Annotated in this window: 26 protein-coding genes and 1 rRNA gene; 10 read left to right on the top strand and 17 right to left on the bottom strand. The window is 69.0% G+C overall.

Translation table 11 applies throughout. The annotated features are described in order from the left end of the window. Window positions 1-152: 152 nt before the first annotated feature. Together rrf and I004_RS36070 are read left to right on the top strand one after the other, a co-directional pair. Window positions 153-269 (top strand): 5S ribosomal RNA (rrf, locus tag I004_RS0125785). A gap of 221 nt (window positions 270-490) precedes the next feature. Then, window positions 491-1,078: a GNAT family N-acetyltransferase gene (locus I004_RS36070; protein WP_486580302.1), complete on the top strand. Its 588-nt coding sequence runs from the start codon at window positions 491-493 to the stop codon at window positions 1,076-1,078. Here I004_RS36070 and I004_RS36065 read toward each other — a convergent pair. From I004_RS36065 to I004_RS0125730, 9 genes are all read right to left on the bottom strand, one after another. After that, complete coding sequence (locus I004_RS36065; RefSeq protein WP_486580300.1) at window positions 1,050-2,501, bottom strand: site-specific integrase; 1,452 nt, start codon at window positions 2,499-2,501, stop codon at window positions 1,050-1,052. The genes I004_RS36070 and I004_RS36065 overlap by 29 nt on opposite strands. Window positions 2,502-2,503: 2 nt before the next feature. Then, on the bottom strand, window positions 2,504-3,925 hold the full coding sequence (locus I004_RS0125770; protein WP_028437862.1) for an ATP-binding protein: 1,422 nt from the start codon (window positions 3,923-3,925) through the stop codon (window positions 2,504-2,506). A gap of 173 nt (window positions 3,926-4,098) precedes the next feature. After that, window positions 4,099-5,619 (bottom strand): SCO6880 family protein, encoded by a 1,521-nt coding sequence (locus I004_RS0125765; RefSeq protein WP_486580312.1) that lies wholly within the window; start codon window positions 5,617-5,619, stop codon window positions 4,099-4,101. Window positions 5,620-5,660: 41 nt separating this feature from the next. Further along, the gene (locus I004_RS0125760; protein WP_028437860.1) at window positions 5,661-6,965 is read right to left on the bottom strand and encodes a hypothetical protein; all 1,305 of its coding nucleotides are present in this window, start codon (window positions 6,963-6,965) and stop codon (window positions 5,661-5,663) included. After that, on the bottom strand, window positions 6,955-7,815 hold the full coding sequence (locus tag I004_RS0125755) for a DUF8175 domain-containg protein (RefSeq protein ID WP_028437859.1): 861 nt from the start codon (window positions 7,813-7,815) through the stop codon (window positions 6,955-6,957). The genes I004_RS0125760 and I004_RS0125755 overlap by 11 nt, the downstream gene beginning before the upstream one ends. Window positions 7,816-8,154: 339 nt before the next feature. Further along, entirely contained in the window at window positions 8,155-8,595 is a 441-nt protein-coding gene (locus I004_RS0125750) for a VOC family protein (protein ID WP_028437858.1), read from the bottom strand. A 209-nt stretch (window positions 8,596-8,804) separates the two neighbouring features. Then, a complete protein-coding gene (locus I004_RS0125745; protein ID WP_028437857.1) occupies window positions 8,805-9,623 on the bottom strand; it encodes a maleylpyruvate isomerase N-terminal domain-containing protein in 819 nt (272 codons plus the stop codon). A gap of 166 nt (window positions 9,624-9,789) precedes the next feature. Next, window positions 9,790-10,434 carry a class I SAM-dependent methyltransferase gene (locus I004_RS0125740; protein ID WP_028437856.1) on the bottom strand — a complete coding sequence of 215 codons (645 nt, stop codon included), beginning with the start codon at window positions 10,432-10,434 and terminating at the stop codon, window positions 9,790-9,792. 309 nt (window positions 10,435-10,743) lie between these two features. After that, a complete protein-coding gene (locus I004_RS0125730; RefSeq protein ID WP_028437854.1) occupies window positions 10,744-11,052 on the bottom strand; it encodes a hypothetical protein in 309 nt (102 codons plus the stop codon). A 235-nt stretch (window positions 11,053-11,287) separates the two neighbouring features. On the opposite strand from I004_RS0125730, the gene I004_RS0125725 reads away from it, so the two are divergent. Together I004_RS0125725 and I004_RS0125720 are read left to right on the top strand one after the other, a co-directional pair. Next, window positions 11,288-12,205 (top strand): C40 family peptidase, encoded by a 918-nt coding sequence (locus tag I004_RS0125725; RefSeq protein ID WP_078511813.1) that lies wholly within the window; start codon window positions 11,288-11,290, stop codon window positions 12,203-12,205. 311 nt (window positions 12,206-12,516) lie between these two features. Continuing rightward, window positions 12,517-13,281, top strand: coding sequence for a phosphatase PAP2 family protein (locus tag I004_RS0125720; protein WP_028437852.1), 765 nt, complete (start codon window positions 12,517-12,519; stop codon window positions 13,279-13,281). A gap of 55 nt (window positions 13,282-13,336) precedes the next feature. Here the strand turns inward: I004_RS0125720 and I004_RS38525 are convergent, their stop codons facing one another. Next, complete coding sequence (locus I004_RS38525) at window positions 13,337-13,582, bottom strand: hypothetical protein (protein ID WP_078511803.1); 246 nt, start codon at window positions 13,580-13,582, stop codon at window positions 13,337-13,339. Between the two features lie 148 nt (window positions 13,583-13,730). Here I004_RS38525 and I004_RS36060 point away from each other — a divergent pair, with 148 nt between their 5' ends. Together I004_RS36060 and I004_RS36055 are read left to right on the top strand one after the other, a co-directional pair. Continuing rightward, on the top strand, window positions 13,731-14,732 hold the full coding sequence (locus I004_RS36060) for a hypothetical protein (RefSeq protein WP_078511812.1): 1,002 nt from the start codon (window positions 13,731-13,733) through the stop codon (window positions 14,730-14,732). Between the two features lie 145 nt (window positions 14,733-14,877). Then, window positions 14,878-15,156 carry a hypothetical protein gene (locus I004_RS36055; protein ID WP_037977738.1) on the top strand — a complete coding sequence of 93 codons (279 nt, stop codon included), beginning with the start codon at window positions 14,878-14,880 and terminating at the stop codon, window positions 15,154-15,156. A 207-nt stretch (window positions 15,157-15,363) separates the two neighbouring features. Here I004_RS36055 and I004_RS0125700 read toward each other — a convergent pair whose 3' ends face one another. Continuing rightward, window positions 15,364-15,741, bottom strand: a complete 378-nt coding sequence (locus I004_RS0125700) for a metal-sensitive transcriptional regulator (RefSeq protein WP_028437851.1) — start codon at window positions 15,739-15,741, stop codon at window positions 15,364-15,366. Between the two features lie 275 nt (window positions 15,742-16,016). On the opposite strand from I004_RS0125700, the gene I004_RS0125695 reads away from it, so the two are divergent. Then, window positions 16,017-16,637, top strand: coding sequence for a DUF47 domain-containing protein (locus I004_RS0125695; protein WP_028437850.1), 621 nt, complete (start codon window positions 16,017-16,019; stop codon window positions 16,635-16,637). 6 nt (window positions 16,638-16,643) lie between these two features. Next, window positions 16,644-17,639 carry an inorganic phosphate transporter gene (locus tag I004_RS0125690; RefSeq protein WP_028437849.1) on the top strand — a complete coding sequence of 332 codons (996 nt, stop codon included), beginning with the start codon at window positions 16,644-16,646 and terminating at the stop codon, window positions 17,637-17,639. A gap of 175 nt (window positions 17,640-17,814) precedes the next feature. Here I004_RS0125690 and pstB read toward each other — a convergent pair whose 3' ends face one another. From pstB to pstS, 4 genes are all read right to left on the bottom strand, one after another. Further along, complete coding sequence (pstB, locus tag I004_RS0125685; RefSeq protein ID WP_028437848.1) at window positions 17,815-18,591, bottom strand: phosphate ABC transporter ATP-binding protein PstB; 777 nt, start codon at window positions 18,589-18,591, stop codon at window positions 17,815-17,817. Window positions 18,592-18,690: 99 nt separating this feature from the next. Next, on the bottom strand, window positions 18,691-19,773 hold the full coding sequence (gene pstA, locus I004_RS0125680; RefSeq protein ID WP_028437847.1) for a phosphate ABC transporter permease PstA: 1,083 nt from the start codon (window positions 19,771-19,773) through the stop codon (window positions 18,691-18,693). After that, the gene (gene pstC, locus I004_RS0125675) at window positions 19,770-20,798 is read right to left on the bottom strand and encodes a phosphate ABC transporter permease subunit PstC (protein ID WP_028437846.1); all 1,029 of its coding nucleotides are present in this window, start codon (window positions 20,796-20,798) and stop codon (window positions 19,770-19,772) included. The genes pstA and pstC overlap by 4 nt, the downstream gene beginning before the upstream one ends. A gap of 187 nt (window positions 20,799-20,985) precedes the next feature. After that, window positions 20,986-22,101: a phosphate ABC transporter substrate-binding protein PstS gene (pstS, locus tag I004_RS0125670; RefSeq protein WP_028437845.1), complete on the bottom strand. Its 1,116-nt coding sequence runs from the start codon at window positions 22,099-22,101 to the stop codon at window positions 20,986-20,988. 543 nt (window positions 22,102-22,644) lie between these two features. Here pstS and I004_RS0125665 point away from each other — a divergent pair. Both I004_RS0125665 and I004_RS36050 read left to right on the top strand, forming a co-directional pair. Next, complete coding sequence (locus I004_RS0125665; RefSeq protein WP_028437844.1) at window positions 22,645-23,694, top strand: NlpC/P60 family protein; 1,050 nt, start codon at window positions 22,645-22,647, stop codon at window positions 23,692-23,694. A gap of 200 nt (window positions 23,695-23,894) precedes the next feature. Further along, complete coding sequence (locus I004_RS36050) at window positions 23,895-25,382, top strand: response regulator (RefSeq protein ID WP_037977735.1); 1,488 nt, start codon at window positions 23,895-23,897, stop codon at window positions 25,380-25,382. 146 nt (window positions 25,383-25,528) lie between these two features. On the opposite strand, the gene I004_RS0125655 is transcribed toward I004_RS36050, so the two are convergent. Both I004_RS0125655 and I004_RS36045 read right to left on the bottom strand, forming a co-directional pair. Next, on the bottom strand, window positions 25,529-25,861 hold the full coding sequence (locus I004_RS0125655) for a DUF2516 family protein (RefSeq protein ID WP_037977822.1): 333 nt from the start codon (window positions 25,859-25,861) through the stop codon (window positions 25,529-25,531). 147 nt (window positions 25,862-26,008) lie between these two features. Next, a complete protein-coding gene (locus I004_RS36045; protein ID WP_078511802.1) occupies window positions 26,009-26,683 on the bottom strand; it encodes a hypothetical protein in 675 nt (224 codons plus the stop codon). Window positions 26,684-26,686: the final 3 nt, after the last annotated feature.

Here is a 26,686-nt window from a genome sequence, read left to right as displayed (position 1 = left end):
TAATAAGCCGAGGGCTTGACCACAGATTCTTTTTGCTCGCGTCCACTGTGCGGTATCTGAAACAACAACCGTTGTGCGGATACAACTGAACAGCGTTCATCGCTGATACACATAAAGATTTCCCCGGACCGGTTCCGGTTTCCGGGGTGTGTTTCGGTGGTCATAGCGTGAGGGAAACGCCCGGTTACTTTCCGAACCCGGAAGCTAAGCCTTACTGCGCCGATGGTACTGCATGCGGGAGCGTGTGGGAGAGTAGGTCACCGCCGAACTCCTTGTAGGAGAAGCCCCGTTGGAGGGGTGGGAACAACAGCCCACACACACCAACGGGGCTTCTTCATGCCCTGACGCCCCTCGGGTCGGCGAGGGTGTGCATGCGCGGGCGTCCTCGGGGAATACGGGGGGTCTGGGAGTGCACAAAGGCGGGGTCGGCGTGGGGCGTCGGCCCCGCCGCTTCGTACCTCAAGAGCAGCGCAAATCGATACCGCGGCATGTGCTGCTGCGGGAGTATCGGGTCATGGCGTACAAGATCCGGGCTGTGCTGGCCGAGGACTGGGAGCTGTTGCGTGAACTGCGGCTGGCCGCACTTGCCGACCCTGTGGCGTCAGTGGCCTTCAACGAGACGTATGAGCTGATTGCTCTTCAGGACGACGAGTTCTGGCGTCGTCGTGCGGCGCAGGGAACGCAGGGCTTGCTCGCGGAGACGTTCATCGGGGAGGACGAGGAGGACGGCGGGTGCTGGGCCGGGAGTGCGACCGTGCTGGATGAGGGGGAGAGCGCGCATGTCGTGGGTGTCTATGTGCGGCCTGCGCACAGGGGAACGGGCCTGGCGGCGCAGCTGTTCCAGGCCGTGGAGGAATGGTCTTGTGAACGGCCCTATGTGCAGCGGATGGTGCTGCACGTCCATGAACACAATCGCAGGGCCGAGGGGTTCTACCGGAGGATTGGGTTCGTGCGCACGGGCGGGTTTGTGAGCGATCCGAAGGCGCCCGTGCTGAAGGAATTCGAGATGATGCGGGAGCTGCCGCCTCGTTCCGCCCCGAGAGCCTTCCCTAGACGGGCAGTTGGAGGATCGTCGTGAGTGGTGGGCCGAGCCGGCCGGAGGATGACCGTGCGGCCATGCGCCGGCCGTGCTCGACCACGCTCTGGGCGAGTGCGTTGAGAATGGGCATCAACTCCGGGTCGTCGCCCACCACATAGAGCGTGCCCGTTTCGTCGATGAACGATTCCAACGCGATTCGGTCAGCTCGTGCTCCCGTGCACGCGTTGCGGACGTGGAGCTGGGAGAGCGGGGCGAGGGCGCGGCGCACCAGGTCCGTGGCTTCCTTGCGGCGCTCGGGGTGACCCGTGAGTGTGGCTTCGAGTTCGCCCCCGGCTCCGGGCGCCGCCTTGGGGTGGGTGCGGAGTGTCTGAATGGGATCGGTGGGGGCCGTCTTGGCGAGCGCCCAGCGGTGTACTTCACGGAAGGGCCGGTCGTCGAGGGCGGCCGCGTGGAGCCAAGAGCGCAGAAGGGTCTCGGCCGCGGTGTGCATCTCCGCGTCGATTGGACGGGATGAGCGCAGGGGTGCGAGGAGCGCCGTAGCGCGTGCCGCCGCCGTGTTCCGGTCGGCGCAACCGTGGTGCGGGGACCAGCGCAGGCGGTCAGGGGTGTCGCAGAGCTGGCCCGGGTCGAAGAGGTGCACCGGGCCGATCTTCGAGCGGGAGTTCTTGGTCGCCTCCCACAGAGCGGTGTCGGACGTGGCGACGAGGACGGCTCCCGGAGCGTCCTGTACCCGGGTGTGCGTCGCTGCCACGTCGTCGAGGTCGTCGGTGGCGGTGGACCCAGAGTCTTCCTGCACCGGCCGGCTGAGCTTTGCGACAAGTGGGGTGGGAGCCGGTGCGGGCTGTGCGGCGGGCGCCGCCACCGGCACCGCGGACTCCGTTGGCGGGGCCGGTTCCTGGGACGGCTGAGTCCGTACGTCCGGGTCGGGCATGGCGGCTTCCGCGATGGGCTGTGCGCGGCGGGCGGCGCGGACTGCGCGGGCTCGGGTGACGGTGCCGACCGCGAAGACGGTGAGGACGGCCAGTACGAGTAGTTGCCCGATGAAAAGGCCCCAGAAGAGGCCGTAGCCGGACAGCTGCGAAGGGTTCACTCCCGGCCAGGCGGCGGCGAGGTCCTTCGGGTCGGCTGCCAGGTCGCGCATCGCCATGGGCGTGCGGGTGAAGGTGACGCCCGCCGGCCACGACCCGTGGGCGAAGAGCCCCGCGAGACCTGTGGCAGTCCAGGTGAGGACGGTGGTGCCGAGGAGCAGCGCGAGCCCTCCGACCAAGAGGCCATCAGGGACGCCGCCTCCGTCCGGCCCACCGCGGGACGGTCCGCGGCGCGGGAAGCGTGACGGGCCTTGTGGATGCCATGACCGGTTGTCGAATCGTCCGCCGCCGGGGCGTCCGCTGCGAAGGCCGTGTCCGCGGCCCTGTTCGTATCCGTAGTCCCGGCCGTAGCCATGGTCGTAGTCGTACGGCATGGCTAGGCGACGGTGGAGTTGGAGGACGAGGGTGACTGCTCGATCGCCAGGGCGCGGGCCTCTGCCTCGGCCTCCAGGTCGGCTTCCAGGGAAGCGTCGAAGTTCTCGTGCCCGGACGAGGCCTCCGTCATGGCGCGGTCGGTGAAGACCAGTGGCCGTTCCGCTTCCGTCACCAGGTGCTTGACGACCTGCACATTGCCGTTGACGTCCCATACGGCGATGCCGGGCGAGAGCGTGGGGATGATCTCGACTGCCCATCGCGGCAGGCCGAGGACCTTGCCCGTGGCCCGCGCCTCGTCGGCCTTCTGAGCGTAAATGGTGCGTGTAGAGGCCATCTTGAGGATCGCGGCCGCCTCGCGCGCCGCGGCTCCGTCGACCACGTCGGAGAGATGGTGGACCACCGCCACGAATGAAAGACCAAGCCGTCGGCCGAACTTGAGGAGCCTCTGGAAGAGCTGCGCCACGAATGGGCTGTTGATGATGTGCCAGGCCTCTTCGACCAGGAAGATGCGCTTCCTGCGGTCCGGCCTGATCCAGGTGTGCTCCAGCCACACGCCGACGATGGCCATCAGGATGGGCATGGCGATGGAGTTGCGGTCGATGTGGGAGAGGTCGAAGACGATCAGCGGGGCGTCAAGGTCGATGCCGACGGTCGTCGGGCCGTCGAACATGCCGCGCAGGTCGCCGTCGACCAGCCGGTCCAGGACGAGGGCGACGTCCAGGCCCCAGGCTCGCACGTCGTCGAGGGCGACGTTCATCGCCTCCGCCGACTCCGGCTTGGGGTGGCGGAGCCGCTCGACGATGTCGGTGAGGACGGGCTGTCGGCCTGCGGTCGTCTCATTGACGTAGCTGTGCGCCACCTTGAGCGCGAAGCCCGATCTCTCGTCCAGGCCGTGACCCAGGGCGACTTCGATGATCGTACGCAGGAGGGCCAGCTGCCCGGTGGTGGTGATGGACGGGTCGAGGGGGTTGAGGCGGATGCCCTGGTCGAGGGCTGCCGTCGGGTCGAGGCGGATGGGGGTGATGCCCATCTCCTCCGCGATGAGGTTCCACTCGCCGACGCCGTCCTCGCCCTGTGCATCGAGCACGACGACCTGGCGGTCGCGGAAGCGGAGCTGACGCAGCACGTACGTCTTCTCCAGGGCCGACTTGCCGTTTCCCGACTCGCCCAGCACCAGCCAGTGCGGGGCCGGGAGTTGCTGGCCGTAGAGCTGGAAGGGGTCGTATATGTATCCCTTCCCGCTGTAGACCTCGCGGCCGATGATGACGCCGGAGTCGCCCAGACCGGGAGCGGCCGTGGGAAGGTACACGGCCTGGGCCTGGCCGGTGGAGGTACGCACGGGCAGCCTCGTCGTCTCCGTCTTGCCGAAGAGGAAGCTGGTGAACGCGTCGGTGATTGCTGTGAGCGGATCGAGCGCGGCCATGGGAGTGGTTCAGCCCCTTCCGCGGCGCATGCCGGTCGGATACGTCACGGATGCGGCGGGCCGGACGTGGTGCGGTGCACCGGCGGACACCCGGTGGCCCGGGGTCCGCCGCTGCGGGTTGTCCGGACAACTGCCGTGCTGGCAGCGGCCGTTGATCATCTTGCGCGTCCTCCTCAGCGGCGGATACCGGTCGCGAACGGCAGCGTGTTGACGAATGCCCGGTGATGCTCCCTGTCGCACCACTCGAGCTTCAAGTAGCTCTTTCCGGCCGAGGCGCGGATCGTGCGCTTGTCACGGGCCAGCGAATCCGCCGACCTCGAGGAGACCGTGATGTAGCCGACGAGGTTGACGCCCGCCGCGCCCGACGCCAGATCCTCCCCCCGCTGGTCGACGCGGCCGTGCGCGGCGACGTCGCGGGGGTCGATGGTGCGGTTCATCTTCGCCTGGCGGCTGGCCTCGGCGTCGTCGTTGGTCTTCTCGGTCAGCATCCGCTCGATGGCCAGTTCCGTCGGCTCCAGGTCCATCGCGACCGACACCGTACGGATGACGTCCGGGGTGTGAACGAGAAGCGGGGCAAGGAAGTTGACGCCCACCGGCGTCATCGGCCACTCCTTCACCCACGCCGTCGAATGGCACCACGGGGCGCGGGTCGAGGACTCGCGCGTCTTCGCCTGAAGGTACGTCGGCTCCATCGCGTCCAGTTCGGCCGGCCAGGCGTTGCGCTTCGACATGGCCTGGAGGTGGTCGATGGGGTGGTCCGGGTCGTACATGGAGTGGATCAGCGACGCCAGACGCGCCTGGCCCAGCGGCTGGCGCACGCGGATGTCCGCCTCCGTCAACCGGGCGCAGATGTCGGTCAGTTCGCGGGCCATGATGATCGCGAGGCCCTCGTCCTTCGTCAGCTTCCTGCCGGAGCGGCCCGCCGAGCGCTGGGCCGCCTTGGCGATCGTGGCGCCTTCCGCGGCGAGTTCACGCCCGTAGTGCATGCACGCCACGAGATACGCGCGGTGCTGCTCGCTGGAGGTGGAGACCATCGACTGGAGCTGGTCGTAGGAGTCGCGCAGCCAGGGCGCGGAGCGCTCGTCCCCGCGCTGCTCGACGTCCTTGGCGTGTGCGTCCGGGTCGGCGGGGAGGGTACGGGCCAGCATCTGCAGGCGCGTGACGAAGCCGTCGCCGTTGGCAACGTGTTTGAGGAGCGTGCCGAAGCGGTCGACGAGGGCCTCTTGGTCCTCGCTGTCGCGGAGCCCCACGCCGGGCCCTTCGATCTCGATGCACGCCGTGACCGTACGGCGGTCGGCGTGCAGCAGCACCGCCAGCTCGTCCGGGCCGAAGGGCGCGGTGAGCCAGTTGATGCGCCCGACGCCGGGCGGCGGGCCGACCTCCACCTCGCGCCCGTCCAGGTGCGTGCCGGCTTCGGCGGCGTCCGAACGGTACGTGGACCCTCCGTTGCGCAGCATCCTGCGGTACGAGCGGTTGATCTCGAACCACTTGTAGAAGGTGCGGCCCTTGAACGGCACGTAGATCGCCGCCAGGGACAGCATCGGGAATCCGACGAGCGCTGGGATGCGGAACGCGAGCACGGGGATGAGCAGGCCGCTCATCATGCCCAGGAACGCGCCCGCGATGATCAGGCCGATCTCGCCGGTCTCCCGGTTCTTGCCGATCACCGCGTTGGGCCGTGCCCGGCCGATCATGTACGTGCGGCGCGGCGCGGCGGCGGCGTGGGATGCCGTCGTCACCTGCGGTCACCTCCGGTGCGGTTGCCGCCGCTGTTTCTGGCCGGGCGGTTCGGTGCGGATCGGTCGTACGTGCGTGGGGCGGGCGGTGCCTGCGGGCGGGGAGCGTCGCCGCCTCGGGAACTGTGTGCGGCCACGCCGCCGGATACCTGGCCGGCGGGTGGCTGCTTGGCGCCGGACTCGCCGCCGGACCCGGACTGGCCGCCCCCGCCACGCGCACTGTGCGTGTTGATGCCCTGCCGCACGAGCGCGGCGGGCGAGGACACGACCGCCGCGGCGGAGCGGGATGCCGGATCGCGTGAGGCGTTGCGGTGGTTGACGATCTCGTCACCGAAGCCGGGGACGAAGCGGTAGATCATGGCGCTCGCGAAGATCGCCAGGAGGATGATGGAAAGGCCGGAGACGATCGCCGAGAAGGCGTCCGGGCCGTCGGACGATGACAGCGCGCCGGCCAGTCCGAGCACGATGACGATCACAGGCTTGACGAGGATGACCGCGATCATGATGCCCGCCCAGCGGCGGACGTGGCCCCACATGTTCTTGTCGACCAGGCCCGCGTAGACGGCTGTACCGAGGAGCGCTCCCACGTACAACAGGGCTGCCCTGATGACCAGTTCGAGATAGAGGACGCCCGCGGCGAGCACGGAGATGAGGGAGACGACGATCAGCATGATCGGGCCGCCGCCGATGTCGTTGCCGTTCTTGAGCGCTTCGGAGAACGTTCCGAAGAACTTGTCCGTCTGGTCGGAGGTGCCGGCCGCGACGACGTCGGTGACCGCGTCCGTCGCCGAGACGATGGTGTAGAGGATGAGCGGCGTGAACGCCGACGCGATGACGGTCAGCCAGAGGAAGCCGATCGCCTCGGTGATGGCCTCGACGAAGGGCACACCGCGGATCGCCCGCTTGGCGACGGCCAGCAGCCAGATGGTGAGCGTGAGGATCGTCGACGCGGCGAAGACGACGGCGTACTGACGCAGGAACTCGGGGTTCGTGAAGTCGACGTTCGTCGTCTTGTTGACGAGCTCGGAGAGCTGTTCGACGGTCCAGGAGGCGGCCTTGGCGCAGCCTTTGGCGAGGGACGACAGCGGGTCGAGCGAACTGGCGGGGTCGGGGGCCCCGCCCCCGCCTCCTCCGCCCTCGTCGCCCTTTTCGCAGTACTCCTTGGCGGGGCCGACGATGAGGTCACAGTCCTCGTCGGGCTTCGGTTCTGCGGAAACACGTGTCGCCAGCAGTAGGGCCAGCGCCTGCGTCCCGGCAATCAGCGTGGCGAAGGTTGTGACACGGCGGCGATTGTCAGCGGCCATAGGTGAAGCCTCCGTACTGACCGACCGCGTCAGCGATCTCCTCGGCACCGGATGCCCTGTTGTCACCCTCGACGGGTGCGGGACCGTCCTTCTGCTTGAACGTTTCGACCTTCCAGTCGCCGTTCACCCACTCCAGCCCCAGCCGCATGGTGAACCAGTCACTGGTCACTGGGTTCTTCGACCCTTGTCCCGCCATGCCGTAGAGGCCGGTGCACCAGACGTCCAACTGCGCGCTCTTCTCATCGAAGTTCACAGTCTTGGTGCCGATCGGAGTGGTGCGCGAGATGTAGGTCATGTCTTCCTCGGGATTGCCGTCCGAGTCGAGTCCCAGCTTCTTCAGGAAGCTCGCCGAGTAGGCCTTGTCCATCTTGGACTGCATCGCCTCGGCTTTGTCCGGCACAAAGGCCTGCTCGACGATCCCGTCACGCTTGTCGGGCTTGATGATGTCCGAAGAAACAAGCGCCACCGCGTAGTTCGCAGCCGCGCTCTCCGCGCCCTGTTGCGACTGGGGGAAGCCGGAGGCGATGCCGCCCTTCCCGCCCTTGACCGGTTTCTGCCCCGTGGGGGCCGTCGGTTGGGCCTCGCTGCCTTCCTTGGCGCTGGAGTCGTCGCCGCCTCCGCCGTCGCCGCTCTGGTTGGCGAAGGCGATCGCCGCGATCAGCAGGACGACGACGCCGACGATCGTGACGATGCTGCGCCCCGGGCGCGCGGGTGGTCTTCCGCCGCCCTCACTGCCCGGAAGCCGTGTTCGGGTCGTGGTGAGGCCGGCCGGACCGCGGCCGAAACCCCCGGCCGTGCCCTCGTCGCCAGTACGGTCGCGCTCGCCGTACCCCTCGCCGCCGATGCTCATCCCGGACGTGCCCCCTCGAACCTCATACTCAGTCAACTGTCGTCAGTGCATTGTCTCCTCAAACGAAGGTAGCTGTGTCACTGGCCGTACGGGGCACCTGTGGACAACGGGTGACGCAGCGTCTTGCCATGCGGTACGCCTGTTGCCCCATGCGTCTCACTAGGCACGTCCAGCCTCGCCGTCGTCACTGCTGCCGAAGGCGCGCGCGGGGGCGTACGGGGGCGCCGGGGTCCCCGAGGACCCTGACAGGAACCGAGTGGCTGCACTCATGTGCGCCACGTGCGTCCGCGGCTCAGTGAGCAGGGCTCCGTGCGACGCGAACCGCCTCTGAGGGCCCCGTTAGTCGGCCGGGCCGAGGCGGACGCGGCCCGAATCGTCCACGGACCACCCGGGGTTGTGGCAGATCTCCCAGATGACGCCATTGGGGTCGGCGATATGACCGTGATATCCGTCGAAGACCGGGACGGGCCGCGGGGACTTGATCAGGCGTGCGCCGGCGGCGACGGCCGCGTCCACCACGCTGTCCACGGCTTCCCGGCTGTCGACGTTGTGTGCCAGTGTCACGCCCGAAGTGCTCGTCTCCGGCACGGCGTCGGCGATGTCCTCGCGGAACTTCTCCGCCTCGAAGAAGCCGAGCACGAGACCGGGGCCCGTCTGGAAGAAGATGATCTCCCCCGGCACGTCGGCGAGCGGTTCCCACCCGAGTCCGTCGCGGTAGAAGCGACGGGCGGCGTCCAGGTCATGCGTGGCGAGCGTGATGAAGTGGGTGCGCTGGTCCATGCGGTGAGTTTGGCATGGTTGCGCGTGTGAGCAGCCGATTTGGCCGTTCGTGCCCGCGCGACGCCCGAACTGGCCGATCACCTCCGCGAGTTCCCCGACTCCGATGAGCCCGCACTTCGTCCACAGGCTGTGGATATCGCGGTCGGATTGCCAACGGCCCCCACTGTCGAGGCCGCTGGAGCGCAGGACCGCAGGACCGCTGCCCTCCCTCAGAAGCCGACGCGCTCCAGCCAGAAGTCCAACAGCTCCCGGTCGCCCAGCATTTCGACGCGTTCGTCAGCGGGCGAGAGGCGCCGGGTGAGGACGAGGAGCAGGTCGGCGACGGGGCCACGTGCAGCGGCGGTCGCCTTCTCGTGGGCCCGGGTCCAGCCGAACCCCTCGTTCCCGATGCGGATCAGCCACTCCGCCGCGTCGGACTGCGAGCTGTCCGTCGCGTGCAGGTGGAGAGAGTCACCGTCGCGTTCGGCCAGGGTCCGCATTGCGGGCCACCATCCCAACGCCGCCCCGCTGGAGGTGAGTTCGAGGAATTCGTCCATGCAGTCGGCCGCCAGTTCCGGCGACGCCTCGAACTTGCCGCCCGTGGCCTGGGCCGCGTCCGCCCGGTGGACGAGCGTCTCGAGGGTCCTGCGCCGGGCCCAGAAGAAGGCGCGGTCCTCACCGGTGAGCGTCCACACCGGAGACTCCTCGCTGGCCAGGCGCAGTTCGTCCGAGACCTGCTGCGCGCATGCGGAGAGCCATTCGCCGAGCAGTTCCGCGTACGTGTCGGACGCGGTGGCTTCAGCGAGCTCGGCGGGACCGCCGTAGCCGGGGACGGCATCCGGCCGGATGAACGTGTCTGCCTTCGTCCGTACGAGCTGCGCCGCACGAAGGTGGTCGCTGCCCAGGTGGATGGCCAGATCGCGCAGCGTCCAGCCGGGGCAGGCGGGGACCTGGGCGTCGAGCCGGCCGGCCGTCAGGGTCTCCCGGAAGAGGCGGTTCTGCTCGATGATCTCGCTGCAGTAGCGTTCGAAGACGGAGGCATCGGTCATGTGTGCAGCCTACGAGCAGCACCCGGCGGCGGGCCGGAAACCCTGATCAAGGCCCCGCGGCGGTGTCGGAGGCCCATGGCCCTGGCCGCGTCCGCTTCCGCCGCTACGGCTTCCGGTCCCGCCGTTACCCGCTTGCGGCGGCCAGTTACCGCTTCCGGCCCGGCAGTTACCGCTTCCGCGCCAGCGTGACCCCGTCGCGCAGCGGGAGCATGACCGACTGGACGCGGCTGTCGGCCGTGATCGTGTCGTTGATCTGGCGGATGGCCCGGTCGGCCTCGTCCTGCGCCGAAGGGTCGACGACGCGGCCGCCGCGCAGCACGTTGTCCAGGACGATCAGCCCGCCCTGGCGCATCCGCGGGACCAGCTCCTCGTAGTACGTCGGATAGCCGGTCTTGTCGGCGTCGATGAAGGCGAAGTCGATGGCCTGGTCGGTCGGAAGATTCCGCAGCGTCTGGTCGGCGGGGGCGAGGCGCAGGTCGATGCGGTCGGTCAGCCCGGCGCGCTCCCAGTACCGGCGCGCCACCGACGTCCAGTCCTCGGAGACGTCGCACGCCAGCAGGCGGCCGCCCTCGCTGAGGCCGCGGGCGATGCAGATGGAGGAGTAGCCGGTGAAGACGCCCACCTCAACGGCGAAAGATGTCTTGGTGAGTTGGACGAGCATCGTGAGGAACTCGCCCTCGTCGTGCGAGATCTGCATCGTCGTGCCCGGTTCCAGCTGGTGCGTTTCCTCGACGAGGTCACGGAGAACGTCGTCGGAGGGGGAGGCGTGGGCGAGCAGGTAGTCCTCGAGGGCGGGATTGACGATGTCCATGCGTCTCCGGAGTTCTCGTCGCGCCGTCAGCCCGGGGGGGGGGGCGCTGAGACGGCGTGGATGCGGTGGGCGGCGGCCGTGAGCCGGCCGGGACTGGATCGGGCCGGGGCTCAAGTGATGTGGAAGGGGCGGCCGTTGCGGGGCGGGCTGGTGGTGCGGAGTTCCGGGTGGCCGAAGTCACCGTCAGGCGTGGTCGGCGCGGAGGGATGCGGGCCGTCGGCACCCGCCCACGGCGATTCCAGCGGTGAGGCCGTCAACTCACTCTGCACCGGTGCCGGTTCGGCCGCCACCCGACCGCAGGCCGTCGCGCTATACGGCCATCCCGTAGACGATCGTGAAGAGGGTGCCGAGCGATCCGATGATGAAGACGCCGGTCAGGCCCGCGACGATGAGGCCCTTGCCCTGCTCGGCGCTGAAGGTGTCGCGAAGTGCCGTGGCTCCGATGCGCTGCTTCGCCGCGCCCCAGATGGCGATGCCCAGGCAGAGGAGGATGGCTATGGCCATCACCACCTCGACCATCACCCGGGCCTCGTTGCCAAGTGACCCGAACGGACCCCAGTCGGGCGCGATTCCGCCGATGATGGTGGTGATGTCGCCCTCGTCGGCCGCCAGAAACATGGTGAACTCACCGCCCCATGTCGGAGATTGAACCTGCAGTCAGGGAATGAAGGTTGAGTGAGGATACGGCGCGCGTGTTCGGCACGCCCAATCGGATTCTGTCATGAGTCGGACCGGATGGGCAGTGAACCACGCTGGCATGAGGGATGGTTGAGTGGTGCGGGTGCGTGGTGCGGGACGTAGGAAGGTCTGGCTGCTGGGTGTCGGTGGCGGGTTAGGGCTGTTCGCCGCCTTCATGACACTCCTGATCGTCGGTACGTATGTGGCGGCGGCTCACCTCGGCGGTGCCGGACGCGTCGTGGGGCTGGCCAAGGGCGCGGTACCGACGGCGTATCAGGGCCTTGTGCAGAAGTGGGGCGCGCTGTGCCCGGCGCTGAATCCGGCGCTGCTGGCCGCGCAGCTCTACCAGGAGAGCGGGTGGCGGGCCGACGCCCGCAGCGGAGCGCAGGCACAGGGCATCGCACAGTTCATTCCCGGGACTTGGGCCACGCACGGTATCGACGGAGACGGCGACGGCGACCGGGACGTGTGGGACCCGAAGGACGCGATCCCCTCCGCGGCCAGCTACGACTGCAAGCTGGCCTCGTACGTCAAGGACGCGGCGGGCGACCCCACGGAGAACATGTTGGCCGCCTACAACGCCGGCGCCTACGCGGTGATCAAGTACGGGGGCGTCCCGCCGTACCGTGAGACGAAGAACTACGTGTCGACGATCCGGAAGATGGAGCAGAGTTTCGCTTCCACCAAGGGCCGCGTCGACCCGTCCAGGCGGGCGGCGGGCGCCATCTACTACGCACAGAAGAAGCTCGGCACGCCCTATCTGTGGGGCGGCAACGGAACTCCGGAACAGGGCGGCCGGTTCGACTGCTCGGGTCTGACACTGGCCGCGTACAGGAGCGTCGGCGTTCAGCTGCCCCGCGTTGCCAACGACCAGTGGAACAGCGGACCGCACCCCAAGCGCGACGAACTGCTCCCCGGCGACCTGGTGTTCTTCGGCTCCGACATGAACAACTCACGCTCCATCGACCACGTCGGCATCTACGTCGGCGGCGGCCACATGATCAACGCGCCCTACACGGGGGCGAAGATCCGCTTCGACCCGATCGACACCCCCAACTACTTCGGGGCGACCAGGCCGACGGGCGACGGGTGAACCGACAGGGCTGACGACACGTCACACCACCGGACAAGTGTGCTGCGGGTGGCAGCCGGTGAAGCCGCGAGGGTGGTGTGCAGAAACGTGTAATCATTGCGGGACGGTGCGTGAGGAAACCAGCCTGAGCTGGGCAGACCGGTCACCCTTCGATAACCATCGGGTGATCGTTCGGTAGACCCCGGAACGGGTGACGCGCCAACTGGCGTTCCCTTTACGGCGGAAGGCCACTTCCGCATCAGGGCCACGGGGGCACGGGGGTCGACGGCGGCAACAGACCACGAGCACAGCAGAGTGAGGTCAGCATCACGATGGCAGTTTGGGACGACCCGGATGTCGATCTGCTCTACGAGATCAACGGCCTTGCCGAGTCCGCCCCCGGCTGGGCCGACCGCACCATGCAGTTCGTCGGCCAGTACGGGGTCTTCGCCGGGCTCGTGCTGCTCGGACTCCTGGCGTGGTGGCGTGTCGGGCGCCGTAAGGAGACGCGGGAAGAGGCGGTCGCCGCTTTCGCGGGCCTGATGTGGACGCCGCTCGCAGCCGGAGTCGCGCTGCTGGTGAACATCCCGATCCGAGGACTCGTCGAGCGGCCCCGTCCCTTCGTCGAGCACAAGGGCCTCGATGTCCTTGTGCGCGGCGCCGACGACTTCTCGTTCGTCAGCGACCACTCCACGCTTGCCATGGCCCTGGCCGTGGGCATCTTCATGGTTCACCGCCTGTACGGGCTGCTGGGGATCCTCCTCGCCGTGCTCGTCGGCGTCAGCCGCGTCTACCTGGGGGTTCACTACCCGACAGATGTGGTCGGCGGGCTCGCTCTCGGCGCGGCCGTGGCACTTCTGCTCGCGCCGGTCGCCATCTGGGTGCTGACACCGCTCGCGCGGTCGCTCGCCCGCTCGACGCGTGCGGGCGGGATCGTCTGGGTGGGGCCCACGAGCCGCGAGGCACGCGAGAAGGTCACCTCGGCACTGCGGGAGGAGCCGGTGGAGAAGCCGTCCGACGCCTCCGATTCCGGCTCCGGTCCTCAGCCGTCGCAGCGCCGCCGCGGTGGTCCGGACGACAGCGATCTGGCGGCATAGCCGAGACCGGCCGTCGGCCGGTGACCGGAGGCACCTGACCTCCGCCCGGACGGAATCAGGGGGAGCCGCGCACTCCTTCTTCTCCGGCGGCGCTGTCGTCGCCGGAGACACCCTCACCTTCGCCGCCGTCGGGCGGGCCGCTGTGCGCCTTCGCGTCGGCTCGGGACATCTCTCTCGCGCGGCGGGCCGGACCGATCCAGCCGCAGGAACAGCGCGCGTGACTGAAGGCGCCCCGCTCGACCGTCGAGGTGCGGTGCCCGTCCTGTCCAGGGGCCTCGTCCCGCTCGGTTCGCTGTCGCACCTGCCAACCGTATCCGTCCCCCGTGACGGTCGGCCCGGGCCTGTCGTTAAGGGATCGAATCCCGCGAACAGAGCGCTTGTTGGGGGCCGGCAGATCGATGGTTGCGCAGTGGCTGGGGGAACGCCCCCCGGCTCCCACGGGGGACCCCCTGCTCGGGCCGCGAGGCCGTGGGGGAGGGCGCAGGCACGCGTGGGTCACTCTCGTCGCGGCGGTGGCCGCAGGCGCTGCGCTGCTCCTGGCCACGGGGTGCACGGACGACGGCACGGCCGCCGCCAGCGACAGGAAGCGGCAGGGTCTGTCCGGTGATGCGGGATCGCCCCGGTCGGGCGCGGCGCACGGCACGGCCGGATCCCCCGGCCACCCGGTTCCGTCCGACCCTCGCAAGGCCGTGCGGGCGGCTGCCGAGTCGCTGCCCGGGTATGGCACCTCACGTACCCGCACGTCCATGTCGATGGCGAGCGGCGGCACCCGTATCGCCGTCGAGGGCGAGGGCGGCTTCGACTACGGCAAGGGGGAGGGCAGCCTCACCGTGCGGCTTCCGGAGGGGACTTCGGGGGCGCAACCCGGTGAGCGCCGTACCGTCACGGAACTCGTCGTCCCCGGCGCGCTCTACATGAAGAACCGGGGCGCGGGCGTGCCCGACGGGAAATGGGTGCGTGTGGACACGAACCAGCTCGCCGACGGGAATCTGATCACTGCCGGTGCGACCGACCCGGTGAGCGCGGCAGAACTGCTCCGAGGCGCGCGGCAGGTGACGTACGCCGGGAAGGTGCGTACGGCCGGCGGCATGGTGCTGCGGCGCTACCGCGGCACCCTCGACCTGGGCGCCGCGGCGCGGGCGGCGTCCCCGCACCGGCGGGGTCAACTGAAGGCGGCGGCGCACGGATTCTCGGAGAGAGCCGTCCCGTTTGACGCGCGGATCGATGGGCAGGGGCGCCTCCGGAAGGTTCGGCACCTGTTCACTTTTGCGGGCGGTGCGCGGGGCGGCCGGGACGGGACGAAGCCCGGCTCCGGGGCGGACGCCGCAAGCGGCGCCGGCGACGGAGTCGCTGTCGCGTCGACCACGTGGTTCTACGGCTACGGCGCGCACGTGAAGGTCGTGATGCCGGAACCGGAGGACATCTACGCGGGAAAGATCGCGCCTTTCTAGGCGTCTTGGACCGGGTTCGCGCGGCACGCTCCGGCTGCGGTGACGAGTGCGAAATGGTTCGGAATTGCCATGTGCGGAGGGTGCGTCCGTCCCTACTGTGGGGATACACGAGGAGGTGGTGCGTGTGCCTGGAGGCGTTCCCGGTGTGCCCGGACGTGGTCCGCGGGGTTCTGTGGTCCAGGATCACGTGGCCCTCGCCGAGATCGAGCTGTGCGGCGAGCTGATGATCGCGGCTTCCGCGGCGGAAGCGGCCGGTGAGGAGCGGCTGAGTCTCGCGCGCATCGACGAGGTGCTCGGCACCGTGCCCGGTGAGGTGGACGACGGTGCCTGGAAGGCGGCGTCGCGGACGGGTCCGCGATGCTCGGCGTCCTCCAGACCCGCGCAGGCAGGACGGTCGACTCAGCCCTCGGGGCAGCGAAGCTGAGCCCCGTATGCACCCCGTACGAGCCGCGCTTGAGCGGAAGTTGAGCTCCGTCTCGAATGCTGCCTGTGTGATCTGTCACTGAGAGCGGTGTGCGAACACGCCTTATCCACGCCTCGGGTGCGTCTCGTGGTCTTTGCCCTGTTCCGCCGGCGTTCCGTCGGCCTTGATGCGATCACGCCCCGTTCGACCGTCCCGCGCGCCTCGCACTCAGGTGCGCAACAAGCGGGCTATGGCGGCAGTGGCCTCCTCCACCTTCTCGTCCATCTCCGTGCCGCCCTCCTTCGCCGCGTGCGCGACGCAGTGGCGAAGATGCTCCTCGAGCAGCTGCAGGGCGAAGGACTGCAGTGCCTTCGTCGACGCGGAGACCTGCGTGAGGACGTCGATGCAGTAGACGTCCTCGTCGACCATGCGCTGCAGACCACGCACCTGGCCCTCGATGCGGCGGAGCCGCTTGAGGTGGGCGTCCTTGTCCTTGCTGTAGCCGTGTTCGCCGGTGGCCGCGTGCGCGGAGCACTGGTCGTCCGTGCCGGCGCCGCCGTGTGCGTCGGCGGCGGCCGGACGTCCGGAGGCGCCGGGTTTCGTCATGGGTCCTCCGATAGTCTTCGGGCGGCCTCGGAGAGGGGCGTCCGGGAAGAGTGCCGATGGCCGGAAATGTACGGCCCTGGAGGCCGGGGTCGGGTCGGACAACTGGCCCGGTACCTGCGAAAAATATACCCCTCGTGGGTATATCGTAGCGGATTCGGGGAGGGCGCTTCAGGGCACAAGCAGCTATGGGCGACACTGTCTGAGGCCGCCTCCTGTGGCCGGATGATGTGCTTAGCATCAGCCAGACCGTTTCCGATGCACACCGAGGATCTCCAGTGCGCTTTCGTCTGACCCCCAGGGAGACGAGCTTCTACGACATGTTCGCGGCGTCCGCGGACAACATCGTCACCGGCTCGAAGCTCCTCATGGAACTGCTCGGGGCGGAGTCCTCCGCTCGCGCCGAGATCGCCGAACGTATGCGGGCGGCGGAACACGCTGGCGACGACGCGACGCACGCGATCTTCCACCAGCTCAACTCGTCCTTCATCACGCCGTTCGACCGGGAGGACATCTACAAGCTGGCCTCCTCGCTCGACGACATCATGGATTACATGGAGGAGGCCGTCGATCTTGTCGTGCTCTACGAGATCGAGGATCTCCCCAAGGGCATCGAGCAGCAGATCGAGGTGCTCGCCCGGGCCGCGGAGCTGACCGCCGAAGCGATGCCGCACCTGCGCACGATGGACAACCTCACCGAGTACTGGATCGAGGTCAACCGGCTGGAGAACCAGGCGGACCAGATCCACCGCAAGCTGCTCGCGTACCTCTTCAACGGCAAGTACGACGCGATGGAAGTCATGAAGCTCAAGCAGGTCGTGGACGTGCTCGAGGAGGCCGCCGACGCGTTCGAGCACGTCGCGAACACGGTCGAGACCATCGCGGTCAAGGAGTCCTGACCACCTGTGGACACGTTCGCTCTGGTCGTGACCATCGGGGTCGCGCTCTTCTTCACGTACACCAACGGTTTCCACGACTCGGCGAACGCCATCGCCACGTCCGTCTCCACGCGTGCCCTGACGCCGCGCGCCGCGCTGGCCATGGCCGCCGTGATGAACCTGGCGGGCGCCTTCCTGGGCAGCGGCGTCGCGGAGACGGTGAGCAAGGGGCTGATCGAGACCCCGCACGGCCAGAACGGTATGGCCATCCTCTTCGCGGGGCTCGCGGGCGCGATCGTATGGAACCTGATCACCTGGTACTTCGGGCTGCCGTCCTCGTCCTCGCACGCCCTCTTCGGCGGCCTGGTGGGAGCGGCGCTGGCGGGCGGCACAGCTGTCATCTGGTCGGGCGTGGTCGAGAAGATCGTGCTCCCGATGTTCATCTCGCCGATCGTCGGCATGATTCTCGGCTATCTGGTGATGGTGGCCATCCTCTGGTCCTTCAGGCGGGCCAACCCGCACCGTGCCAAGCGGGGCTTCCGCATAGCGCAGACGGTCTCCGCCGCGGGAATGGCACTCGGGCACGGTCTGCAGGACGCGCAGAAGACCATGGGTGTCGTGGTGATGGCGCTGACCATCGCCGATGTGCAGGAGGGCAAGGGCATTCCGCTGTGGGTCAAGTTCGCCTGTGCGGGGATGCTGTCGCTCGGTACGTACGCCGGCGGCTGGCGCATCATGCGGACGCTGGGGCGCCGGATCATCGAACTCGACCCGCCGCAGGGCTTCGCCGGTGAGACGACGGCGGCGTCCGTGATGTACACGGCGTCCTTCATCTTCGACGCGCCGATCTCCACGACGCACGTCATCACCTCCGCGATCATGGGCGTCGGTGCGACGAAACGTGTCTCCGCGGTGCGTTGGGGCGTGGCGAAGAACATCGTCATGGGCTGGTTCATCACGATGCCCGCGGCGGCGCTCGTCGCGGGGCTCTGTTACGGGATCATCCTGCTGTTCTTCGGCTGACGCGGCGGCGTCCGGAAGACGTCGCCGCGGACGCGAAACGTGTGCGGGCTCGCCCCCGGTGGTGTCGGGGACGAGCCCGCCGCCTTGCGGTGGCACCGCCATGCAGCACCGCGAGGCCGTATGAGCGCCGGCCGGACGGCCGGCCGGGCCGGGCCGGCCGACGCATTCGGACGGTTCAGCCGAAGCGGCCGGAGATGTAGTCCTCCGTGGCCTGGACCGAGGGGTTGGAGAAGATCCGCTCGGTGTCGTCGATCTCGATGAGCCTGCCCGGCTCCCCGACGGCGGAGAGGTTGAAGAACGCCGTGCGGTCCGAGACGCGCGCCGCCTGCTGCATGTTGTGGGTGACGATGACGATCGTGAACCGGGACTTCAGGTCTGCGATGAGGTCCTCGATCGCCAGCGTCGAGATCGGGTCGAGCGCCGAGCAGGGCTCGTCCATCAGCAGGACCTGCGGCTGCACGGCGATGGCGCGGGCGATGCACAGACGCTGCTGCTGACCGCCCGAGAGGCCCGAACCGGGCTTGTTGAGGCGGTCCTTGACCTCGTTCCAGAGGTTGGCGCCCTTGAGGGAACGCTCGACGGTCTCGTCCAGGTCCCGCTTCTTCTTCTGGCCGTTCAGCCGAAGGCCGGCCGCGACGTTGTCGTAGATGGACATCGTCGGGAAGGGGTTGGGGCGCTGGAAGACCATGCCGATGGTGCGGCGTACGGCGACGGGGTCGACCTGGGACCCGTACAGGTCCTCGTCGTCCAGCATCACCTTGCCGTCGACGCGGCCGCCGGGAGTGACCTCGTGCATGCGGTTGAGGGTGCGCAGGAAGGTGGACTTGCCGCAGCCGGAGGGGCCGATGAAGGCCGTGACGGAGCGGGGTTCGACGCTCATGGATATGTCGTCGATGGCCCGGTGTGAGCCGTAGAAGGCTGTCAGGCCGCTGACGTCGATGCGCTTGGCCATGGTGTCAGTCACTTTCTGGGTGCGGGGAGTACGAGGAGTTCGGGGCGTTCGCGCGTACGGGCGCGGACGCGGGCGCGGGCGTGGAGGCGGGAGCGGGCATCAGCGGCCCCCCGCCTTCGGCGCCTTCCAGCGGGCGACGCCCCGGGCCACCAGATTGAGCAGCATCACGAAAGCGATGAGCGTGAGCGCTCCGGCCCAGGCGCGGTCGATGCTCGCCGCGTTGCCGAGCTTGTACTGGTTCCAGACGTAGAGCGGCAGGGACTCCTGCGCGCCCGAGAACGGGTTCGGGTTGATCAGCGTGTTGCCGAAGACAAGCAGCATGACGGGCGCCGTCTCGCCGGTGATGCGGGCGATCGCGAGCATCACGCCGGTGGCGATGCCGCCGATGGAGGTGGGCAGCACGACCTTGAGGATCGTGCGCCACTTCGGTACGCCCAACGCCAGTGACGCCTCACGCAGCTCGTTCGGTACGAGCTTGAGCATCTCCTCGGTGGAGCGGACCACGACCGGCATCATCAGGATCGCCAGCGCCATCGCGCCGGCGAACCCGGACGGGCCGAAGCCGAGGCCCAGGTTCCAGAAGGCGAGGACGAACAGACCCGCGACGATGGACGGGATGCCCGTCATGACGTCGACGAAGAAGGTGACCGCGCTCGCGAGCCGGCCGCGCCCGTACTCCACGAGGTAGATCGCGGTGAGCAGGCCGACAGGAGCGGCGATCAGGGTGGCCAGACCGACCTGTTCGAGGGTGCCGAGCAGCGCGTGGTAGACACCGCCGCCCTCCTCGAGGTTGGTCATGCCGCCCATGGAGTGCGAGAGGAAGTATCCGTCCAGGAGCTTTGCGCCCCGGCTGATCGTCGTCCACGCGAGAGAGACCAGCGGGACGACGGCGAGGACGAAGCAGACCCAGATGACGCTGGTGGCCACCCGGTCGCGTGCCTGACGGCGGTCCTCGACGAGCGTGGTCACCGCGTAGGTGATGGCCACGAACAACAGGGCGGCGATCAGGCCCCATTGGATGCGGCTCTCCCACCCGGCGACACTGCCGATGCCGATGCCGAGCCCCGCGGAGACGAGGGCGACGGCGACCGGGGACCACCGCGGCAGGCGGCGGCGTGCCAGGGGCGCGGAGGGCGGGGGCGGGTCGGTGATCTGCGGCTTTTCCAGAATCGTGTTGCTCATGCGTTGGCCCCCGAGTACTCCTTGCGGCGCGCGATGATCCAGCGGGCCGCGCCGTTGACCAGCAGTGTGATGACGAAGAGGACGAGGCCGGAGGCGATCAGCGCGTCACGGCCGAAGTCGTCGGCCTCGTTGAACTTCGCGGCGATGTTCTGCGCGAAGGTGCCGCTGCCCGGGTCGAGGATGTGCAGGCTGAAGAGGAAGCCGGGCGAGAGGACCGTGGCCACGGCCATCGTCTCGCCGAGCGCACGGCCGAGGCCGAGCATCGAGGCGGAGATGATGCCCGAGCGGCCGAAGGGCAGGACCGAGGTGCGGATCGTCTCCCAGCGGGTCGCGCCGAGCGCGAGCGCCGCTTCCTCGTACATCTTCGGTGCCTGCAGGAAGACTTCGCGGGAGACGTTGGTGATGATCGGCAGGATCATGATCGCGAGCAGGATGCCCACCGTGAAGATCGAGCGGGCGGGGCTGCCGGGGTTCGACATCTCGAACACCGTTGTCCAGCCGAGGAATTGGTCGAGCCAGCGGGTGAGCCCGTCGAGGTACGGGACGAGGAACAGCGCGCCCCAGAGGCCGTAGATGATCGAGGGCACTGCGGCCAGCAGGTCGATCACGTACGCCAGCGGGGCGGCGACCCGCCGCGGCGCGTAGTGCGAGATGAACAGGGCGATGCCGACCGCGATGGGCACGGCGATGATCATCGCGATGAGCGAACTGACCACCGTGCCGAAGGCGAGGATGCCGATGCCGAACGCGGGAGGGTCGCCCTGCGGGTTCCACTCGAAGGCGGTCAGGAAGTTGACCGAGTCCTTGGACACGGCGATGGATGCGCGGTAGGCCAGGAACCCGGCTATCGCGGCCATGATCACGAGCAGTGTGATGCCCGAGCCGCGGGAGAGGCCGAGGAATACCTTGTCGCCCGGGCGCACGGCGGTGCCCTTGACCGGGGCGGCCGAGCCGGGGGCGGCGGTGTCGCCGGCCTTGGGATCGGTGGGCGGCGGTGCCTTCTCGGAAGTGCTGGTGGTGTCCATGGTGTCTCCGGTCTGGTCGGGGAGGTGTCCCCTGGCGGCGGTGCACCGGATGGGTCGCTGGTGTCGGTCGGCGGATTCGGTCGGTCTGTCGGAAGGTGACGTGGCGTGGGGCCGGCCCGGGAGCCCGGGCCGGCCGTTCACGCGTCGTGCGCCGCGGCCGTTGCTGTGGCCCGTGCGGTTGTGGTGATCAGGAGAGCTCCGGGATGGCGCTGCGGACCTTCTTCGCGATCTCGTCCGGCAGCGGCGCGTAGCCGAGCTTCGCCAGCTCGCCCTGGCCGTCCTCGCTGGCCGTGTAGGTCAGGAAGGACTTGGCGGCCTTGAGGCTGCTCGGCTTGTTGCCCTTGTCGCACAAGATCTCGTAGGTCACGAGCATCAGCGGGTAGGCATCCTCGGCCTTGGTGGCGTAGTTCAGGTCGAGCGCGAGGTCCTTGTCCTTGCCGACGACCTTGGCGTCCGAGATGGCCTTGGAGGCGTTCTCCGTGGTGGCCTCGACGGGCTCGCTGGCGCCCGTGTCGAGCTTGACGGTGTCGAGGTTGTTCGCGGTGGCGTAGGACAGCTCGAAGTAGCCGATGGCGCCATCGGTCTGCTTCACCTGCTGCGCGACACCGGCGGAGCCGGAGGCGGACTGTCCGCCCTTGGCGGGCCAGGACTTCTCGTCCGGGTACTTCCAGTCGTCCTTGGCGGCCGTACCCAGGTACTTGCCGAGGTTCTGGGTGGTGCCCGACTCGTCGGAGCGGTGGAACGGCTGGATGTCGGTGCTCGGAAGCTTCGCGTCGGGGTTGAGCTTCTTGATCTCGGGGTCGTTCCACTTCTTGATCTTCGAGTCGAAGATCTTGGCGGTCGCGGACGCGTCCAGGACCAGGTTGTCGACGCCGGGGACGTTGTAGGAGACGGCGACGGGGCCACCGACCATGGGCAGGTTCACGCCCTGGCCGCCCTTGCAGATCTTCTTGGACTTGGCGACCTCTTCGGGCTTGAGCGCCGAGTCGGAGCCGGCGAAGGCGGTCGTGCCCTGCAGCCACTCCTGGACGCCGCCGCCGGAGCCGATGTCCTTGTAGTTGATCTGGGTTTCCTTGCAGGCCGTCTGGTAGTTCTTCACCCACGCGTCGACGGCGTTCTTCTGCGCCGTGGAGCCGGAGGCGAGCAGCTTGCCCTTGCCGTCGCACTTGATGTTCGCGGCGGCCTTCTTGGCATCCTTGCTGGTGTTGGTGTCCGAGCCGCAGGCGGTGAGTACCAGGGCGCCGGAGACCGCGACGGCGCCGAGAGCGAGGGCTCGCAGTCGAATCGTGCGCTGAAGCATCACTTTCGTTCGGTTCCTTCCTGGAGCCCGCCGTTGGGGGGCGGCGCGCGAGACGTTCAGGTCTTCTGGTTTTCGGAGTGCGTACGTTCGCGCTCCGTAAGGCTGAAATTAGACAGATCAGGTGAAGCGGCTCACGAAGGTGAATGAACGCACGGTGAACCTCGGCGGTCGGCCCAGTGGCCCGGTGTGCGGCCGTGCCGGAGGCTTCGGCAGGCCCTGTTCCGCCCGGTGCGAGCAGTTGCCGTACCGCGCGTGACGTGCGGATGTACGGACTGGAACCACTGATTCCGTGGCCGGCCACTGGAGCCGCCGACCGGCTGCCGCCCTGTCGGATTCCGCTCGTGCGTGGCAACATCCGCTGCATCAGGGGCGGTTGGCCGGAGCCGGCGGTGGAAGACGTAGGCCAGGGGCCGGTCCGCCGGGACGGCGTGGAGCCGGCCGAAGAGGCACGGCGCAGGGGCGCCGCGGAACGACCAGGACCACGAGCACGGAGCACGACCAGGAACGAGGAAGACCCGCGGAGACGGACTACGGCGAGGGGGCCAGGTGGGCGGGACGGGGAAGCGCCGGATGCTGGTGGTGGCCTGCACGCTGGGGCTGCTGGCGGGACCTGTGGCGGGAAGTGCCTATGCGGCCGCGCCGGAGCCGGGCGACGGCGGAGCGCGGAGCCTGGAGGAGATCAGCAAGAAGATCGACCGCCTCCACGCGGCGGCCGAGTCGGCGACGGACGCGTACAACGGCGCCCAGGAGCGTGCCGAGAAGCAGCAGAAGGCCGTCGACAGGCTCACGGAGAAGATCGATTCCCTGCGGGAGACGCGCGGGAAGTACAAGAAGACGGCCGGAGCGCTGGCGCGTGCCCAGTACCGGAGCGGCGGAATGCCCGACGAGGCGCATCTGATCCTGCGCACGACCCCCGAAGAGTTCATGCACGACGCGGTGATCATGCGCAAGGGGCAGCAGGCCGCCAAGGGCGTCATCAGCACCCTCGCCGACACCGAGTCCCGGCTGGACGAGTACGCCGGGGAGGCCTCGAAGAAGCTGCGGAAGCTCGAGGCGGAGAAGAAGCGCAAGGCGGCCGCCAAGAAGAAGATCGAGAAGGATCTGGAGGCGGCCGAGGAGATCGAGTCGCAGCTGGCGGCGAAGGAGCTGGAGCGCCTCATCGAGCTGGAGGACGAGGCGGCCCGGGCGCGGCAGTCGAAGTGGCTCGAATCCGGGGTCCTGGACGAGATATCCGGCAAGGCGTCGAAGGCCGGCAAGAAGGCCATCGCCTATGCCACGAACCAGATCGGCAAGGACTACGAGTGGGGCGCCGAGGGCCCCCGTACGTTCGACTGCTCGGGGCTGACGCTGCGTGCGTGGCAGGCGGCGGACGAGGAGATCCCACGGACCTCGCAGGAGCAGTGGAAGCAGCTGAAGCGCGTGCCGATCAGGAAGATGCGTCCCGGCGACTTGATCATCTACAAGCGTGACGCGAGCCACGTCGGGATGTACGTGGGCGGCGGCGAGATGATCCACGCGCCGCGCACCGGCCGTCAGATCACCGTCGCGGGCGCCGGCTCCCTCGTGATCAAGGGCGTCGTCCGTCCGGACAAATGAGGGCGAAGAGCTCCAGGGCCGCTGGCATATGACAGGGGCGGATTGCCTCCAGCCATTCCGTACGTGCGTACGGGGGCGCTAAGGTCCCCAGGACAGCCCGGTCGTGTGCAGGCGCGCAGGACCCAGCGCCGCCGCACCGGGCCTGGTGGTGTGCCGGCTGGCCCACGACCGCGCCCTCGGGGGGAGGGAAAGGAACACGTATGCCCGTAGGCGTGCCACGTGAGGACGCTGTTTCCGCGCCTCCTCGCGCGTCGGTGCCCCAGCAGAGCGACGGATCGCACGAGCGGTCCGGGGGGAGTGTGAAGGGGGCCCTCACCCTCCTTGTCATCGAGGACATGCGCGCCGGTGGCCGGAGCGTCCCCGAGATCCTCGACGCGGCGGGCGGCTACCTGCCCGGTGACGCGCACAGCGAGGCCTCCGGCCGACGCATCAAGGTACGCACGGCCCGCAATCTCACCGAGGCCGCGCGGCTGCTGACGGACGACGTGGAGTGCATCCTGCTCGACCTGGCGCTGACGGGAGCGAGCGGAACGCGGCCCGCGACGGCAGCCGCCCCCGCCGCGTCCGGATCCCCGTCGGCCCCCGCCTCAGCCGCGCAGGACGCGGGCGGCCCGGAGGGCGCTTCCGCCGGGGCCGCTGGCGTGTCCGGGCCGACCGGGGCCTCCGGGCTCGCGGCGGACGCCCAGGAGCCTCCCGCCGGCGGCGGTCCCGCCACCGGCGAACTGGAGATCCTTCGCCATGTGCTGCGGCTCGCGCCCCGGCACGCGGTGCTCGCGCTGACGGACGGAACGGACGCGGAGCGTGCGGCCGAGGCCGTACGCGTCGGCGCACAGGACTATCTCTTCCGTGACGAGCTCGACGGGCGGCTGCTCAACCGGGCCATCCGCTACGCCGTCGAACGCAAGCGCTCCGACCTCGCCCAGCGCCAGCTCACCGAGTCACGGCTGCGCGCGCAGGAGAACGCCCGACTGGAGCGCGGGCTGCTCCCCACGCCCCTGCTGTCCGGCAGCGAACTCCGCTTCGCCGCCCGGTACCGCCCCGGCCGCTCCCGCGCCCTGCTCGGCGGCGACTTCTACGACACCGTCCGCACGGCCGACGGCACCGTCCACGCGATGATCGGCGACGTCTGCGGGCACGGTCCCGACGAGGCGGCCCTGGGCGTGGAGCTGCGCATCGCATGGCGTGCGCTGACCTTCGCCGGCCTGTGCGGCGACGAACTTCTCGGGACGCTGCAGAAGGTGCTCGACAACGAGCGGGCCAGCGATGAGATCTTCGCCACACTGTGCACCGTCGACATCGCTCCCGACGGACACCGGGCCGGTGTCTGCCTGGCCGGACACCCCTCGCCGCTCGTCGCCGGAGCTGCCGGTTCGGTGCCGCGGCTGCTCCCGTACGACGACAGCGGTCCGGCGCTCGGTGTGGTCCCGAACGCGCGGTGGCCGCGACGTCAGGTCGAACTGGGCCGTTCCTGGAGCATGTTGATGTACACCGACGGCCTCATCGAGGGCCACATCGGGGAGGGCCGTCAGCGTCTCGGCCAGGACGGAATGATCGACATCGTGGCCGGCCGCATGGCGCAGGGCGTCGAGGGCGAGCGTCTGCTGGACGCGACGATGGAGGACGTACGACGCCTCAACGGCGGCGAACTCACAGACGACGTGGCTGTGTTGCTGCTCGACCGGAGGTGACCGGACGCCCGCGACCGCGGGCAGTCCGGTTCCGATGCGGAGCGCGCCTCAAGGGCGCGGCTGACGATGTGCGGCGGCCGGAGGTGCGTGCTGGCGCAGCCCGGTTGTCTGACCGGGCAGCGTCGACAACTTCAACCGCCCGGCGTTCAGCGGCCGTTGAACGGCCCGTACGGACCGTCGCTGCTGCTGCCGCCGAATCGCGGACCGCGACCGCCGCCCATGACCTGCTTGAGCGCCGGACGCACGTCGACGATGTAGACGATCGTGGCGATGAGACCCGCGATCTGCAGGAAGACGATCGGGTAGATGTTCACGGCGATCGTGAGGCCGAGAATGATCAGCCAGAACGGCTTGGTCTGCTTACCGGCGGCGGGATAGGCGTCGGTCCGGCGCATCGCACCGTCGATGAACGCGAACACCGCCATCGCCAGCAGGACCAGGGAAATCACCCACAGCAGCCCTTGGAATCCCTGCATCATGTCGTCCACATCCCTGCGAGTCCGTGATCCGTGAGTGGCCTGGCCGGCGGCCTGCTGTGGTGCCGCTCGTCATGCCACCGTACCCGTTCGCCGGACCGGGAACCCGGGCCCGGCGAACGGCTCGGCAGGGAAAGGGCGGACGCCTGCTCAGGAATCGGACTTCGGGGGCGTCTTCTTGCTCCCGTTGGTCTTCGCCGTGCCCGGCTTCTGGGTGGTCGTCCTGGCCGTGGTGGTCTTCCGGGCGGCTGCGCTCTTCTTGGCCGCGGAGGAGGCCGCGCCGGCGGAACCCTGGCCGTTCTTCGACGCATCGGTCGTGCTGGTGGTGCCGGTGGTGCTCGTGGTGCCGGCCGTGCTCGTGGTGCCGGCCGTGCCGGTCGCACCGGGCTTCGTCGCGCCACGCGGCTGGGCCGGCGGCTCGGCGACCTTCACCGGCGCGCGCTCGACGGTCACCTCGGCCGCGCCGGAGTCCTCGCCGCGCCAGGTCGCCACGGCGCCACGGCCGCGGTCCGCCAACTCGTCGTACGCCTCGCGGGCCTTGACCGCGTACTCCGCGGCGATGCCCACGCTCTGCAGGGCCAGGTGCTGGGCCTGCTCGCGCAGCTTCTTGATGTCGGTGTCGATGCTGCCCAGGGTCTGGCTGACCTTCGCCTGCGTCTCCTTGGCCTGCTTCGTGAACCGCGCCTGGACTTCCTTGGGGTCGGTCGCGCGTACGGCCGCGATGCGCTCGGGAGCCTCCTCGCGGATCTTGTCGATGACACCTGCGGCGAAGTAGAGGGGCTTGGGGTCGGTGAGGGTCGTGCGGATGTCGTTCGTGCTGGGCATGAG

The organism is Streptomyces sp. TAA486 (assembly GCF_000426165.1).
The sequence above is the reverse complement of the archived record's forward strand: the minus strand, read 5'-3'. Positions and strand labels throughout refer to the sequence as shown.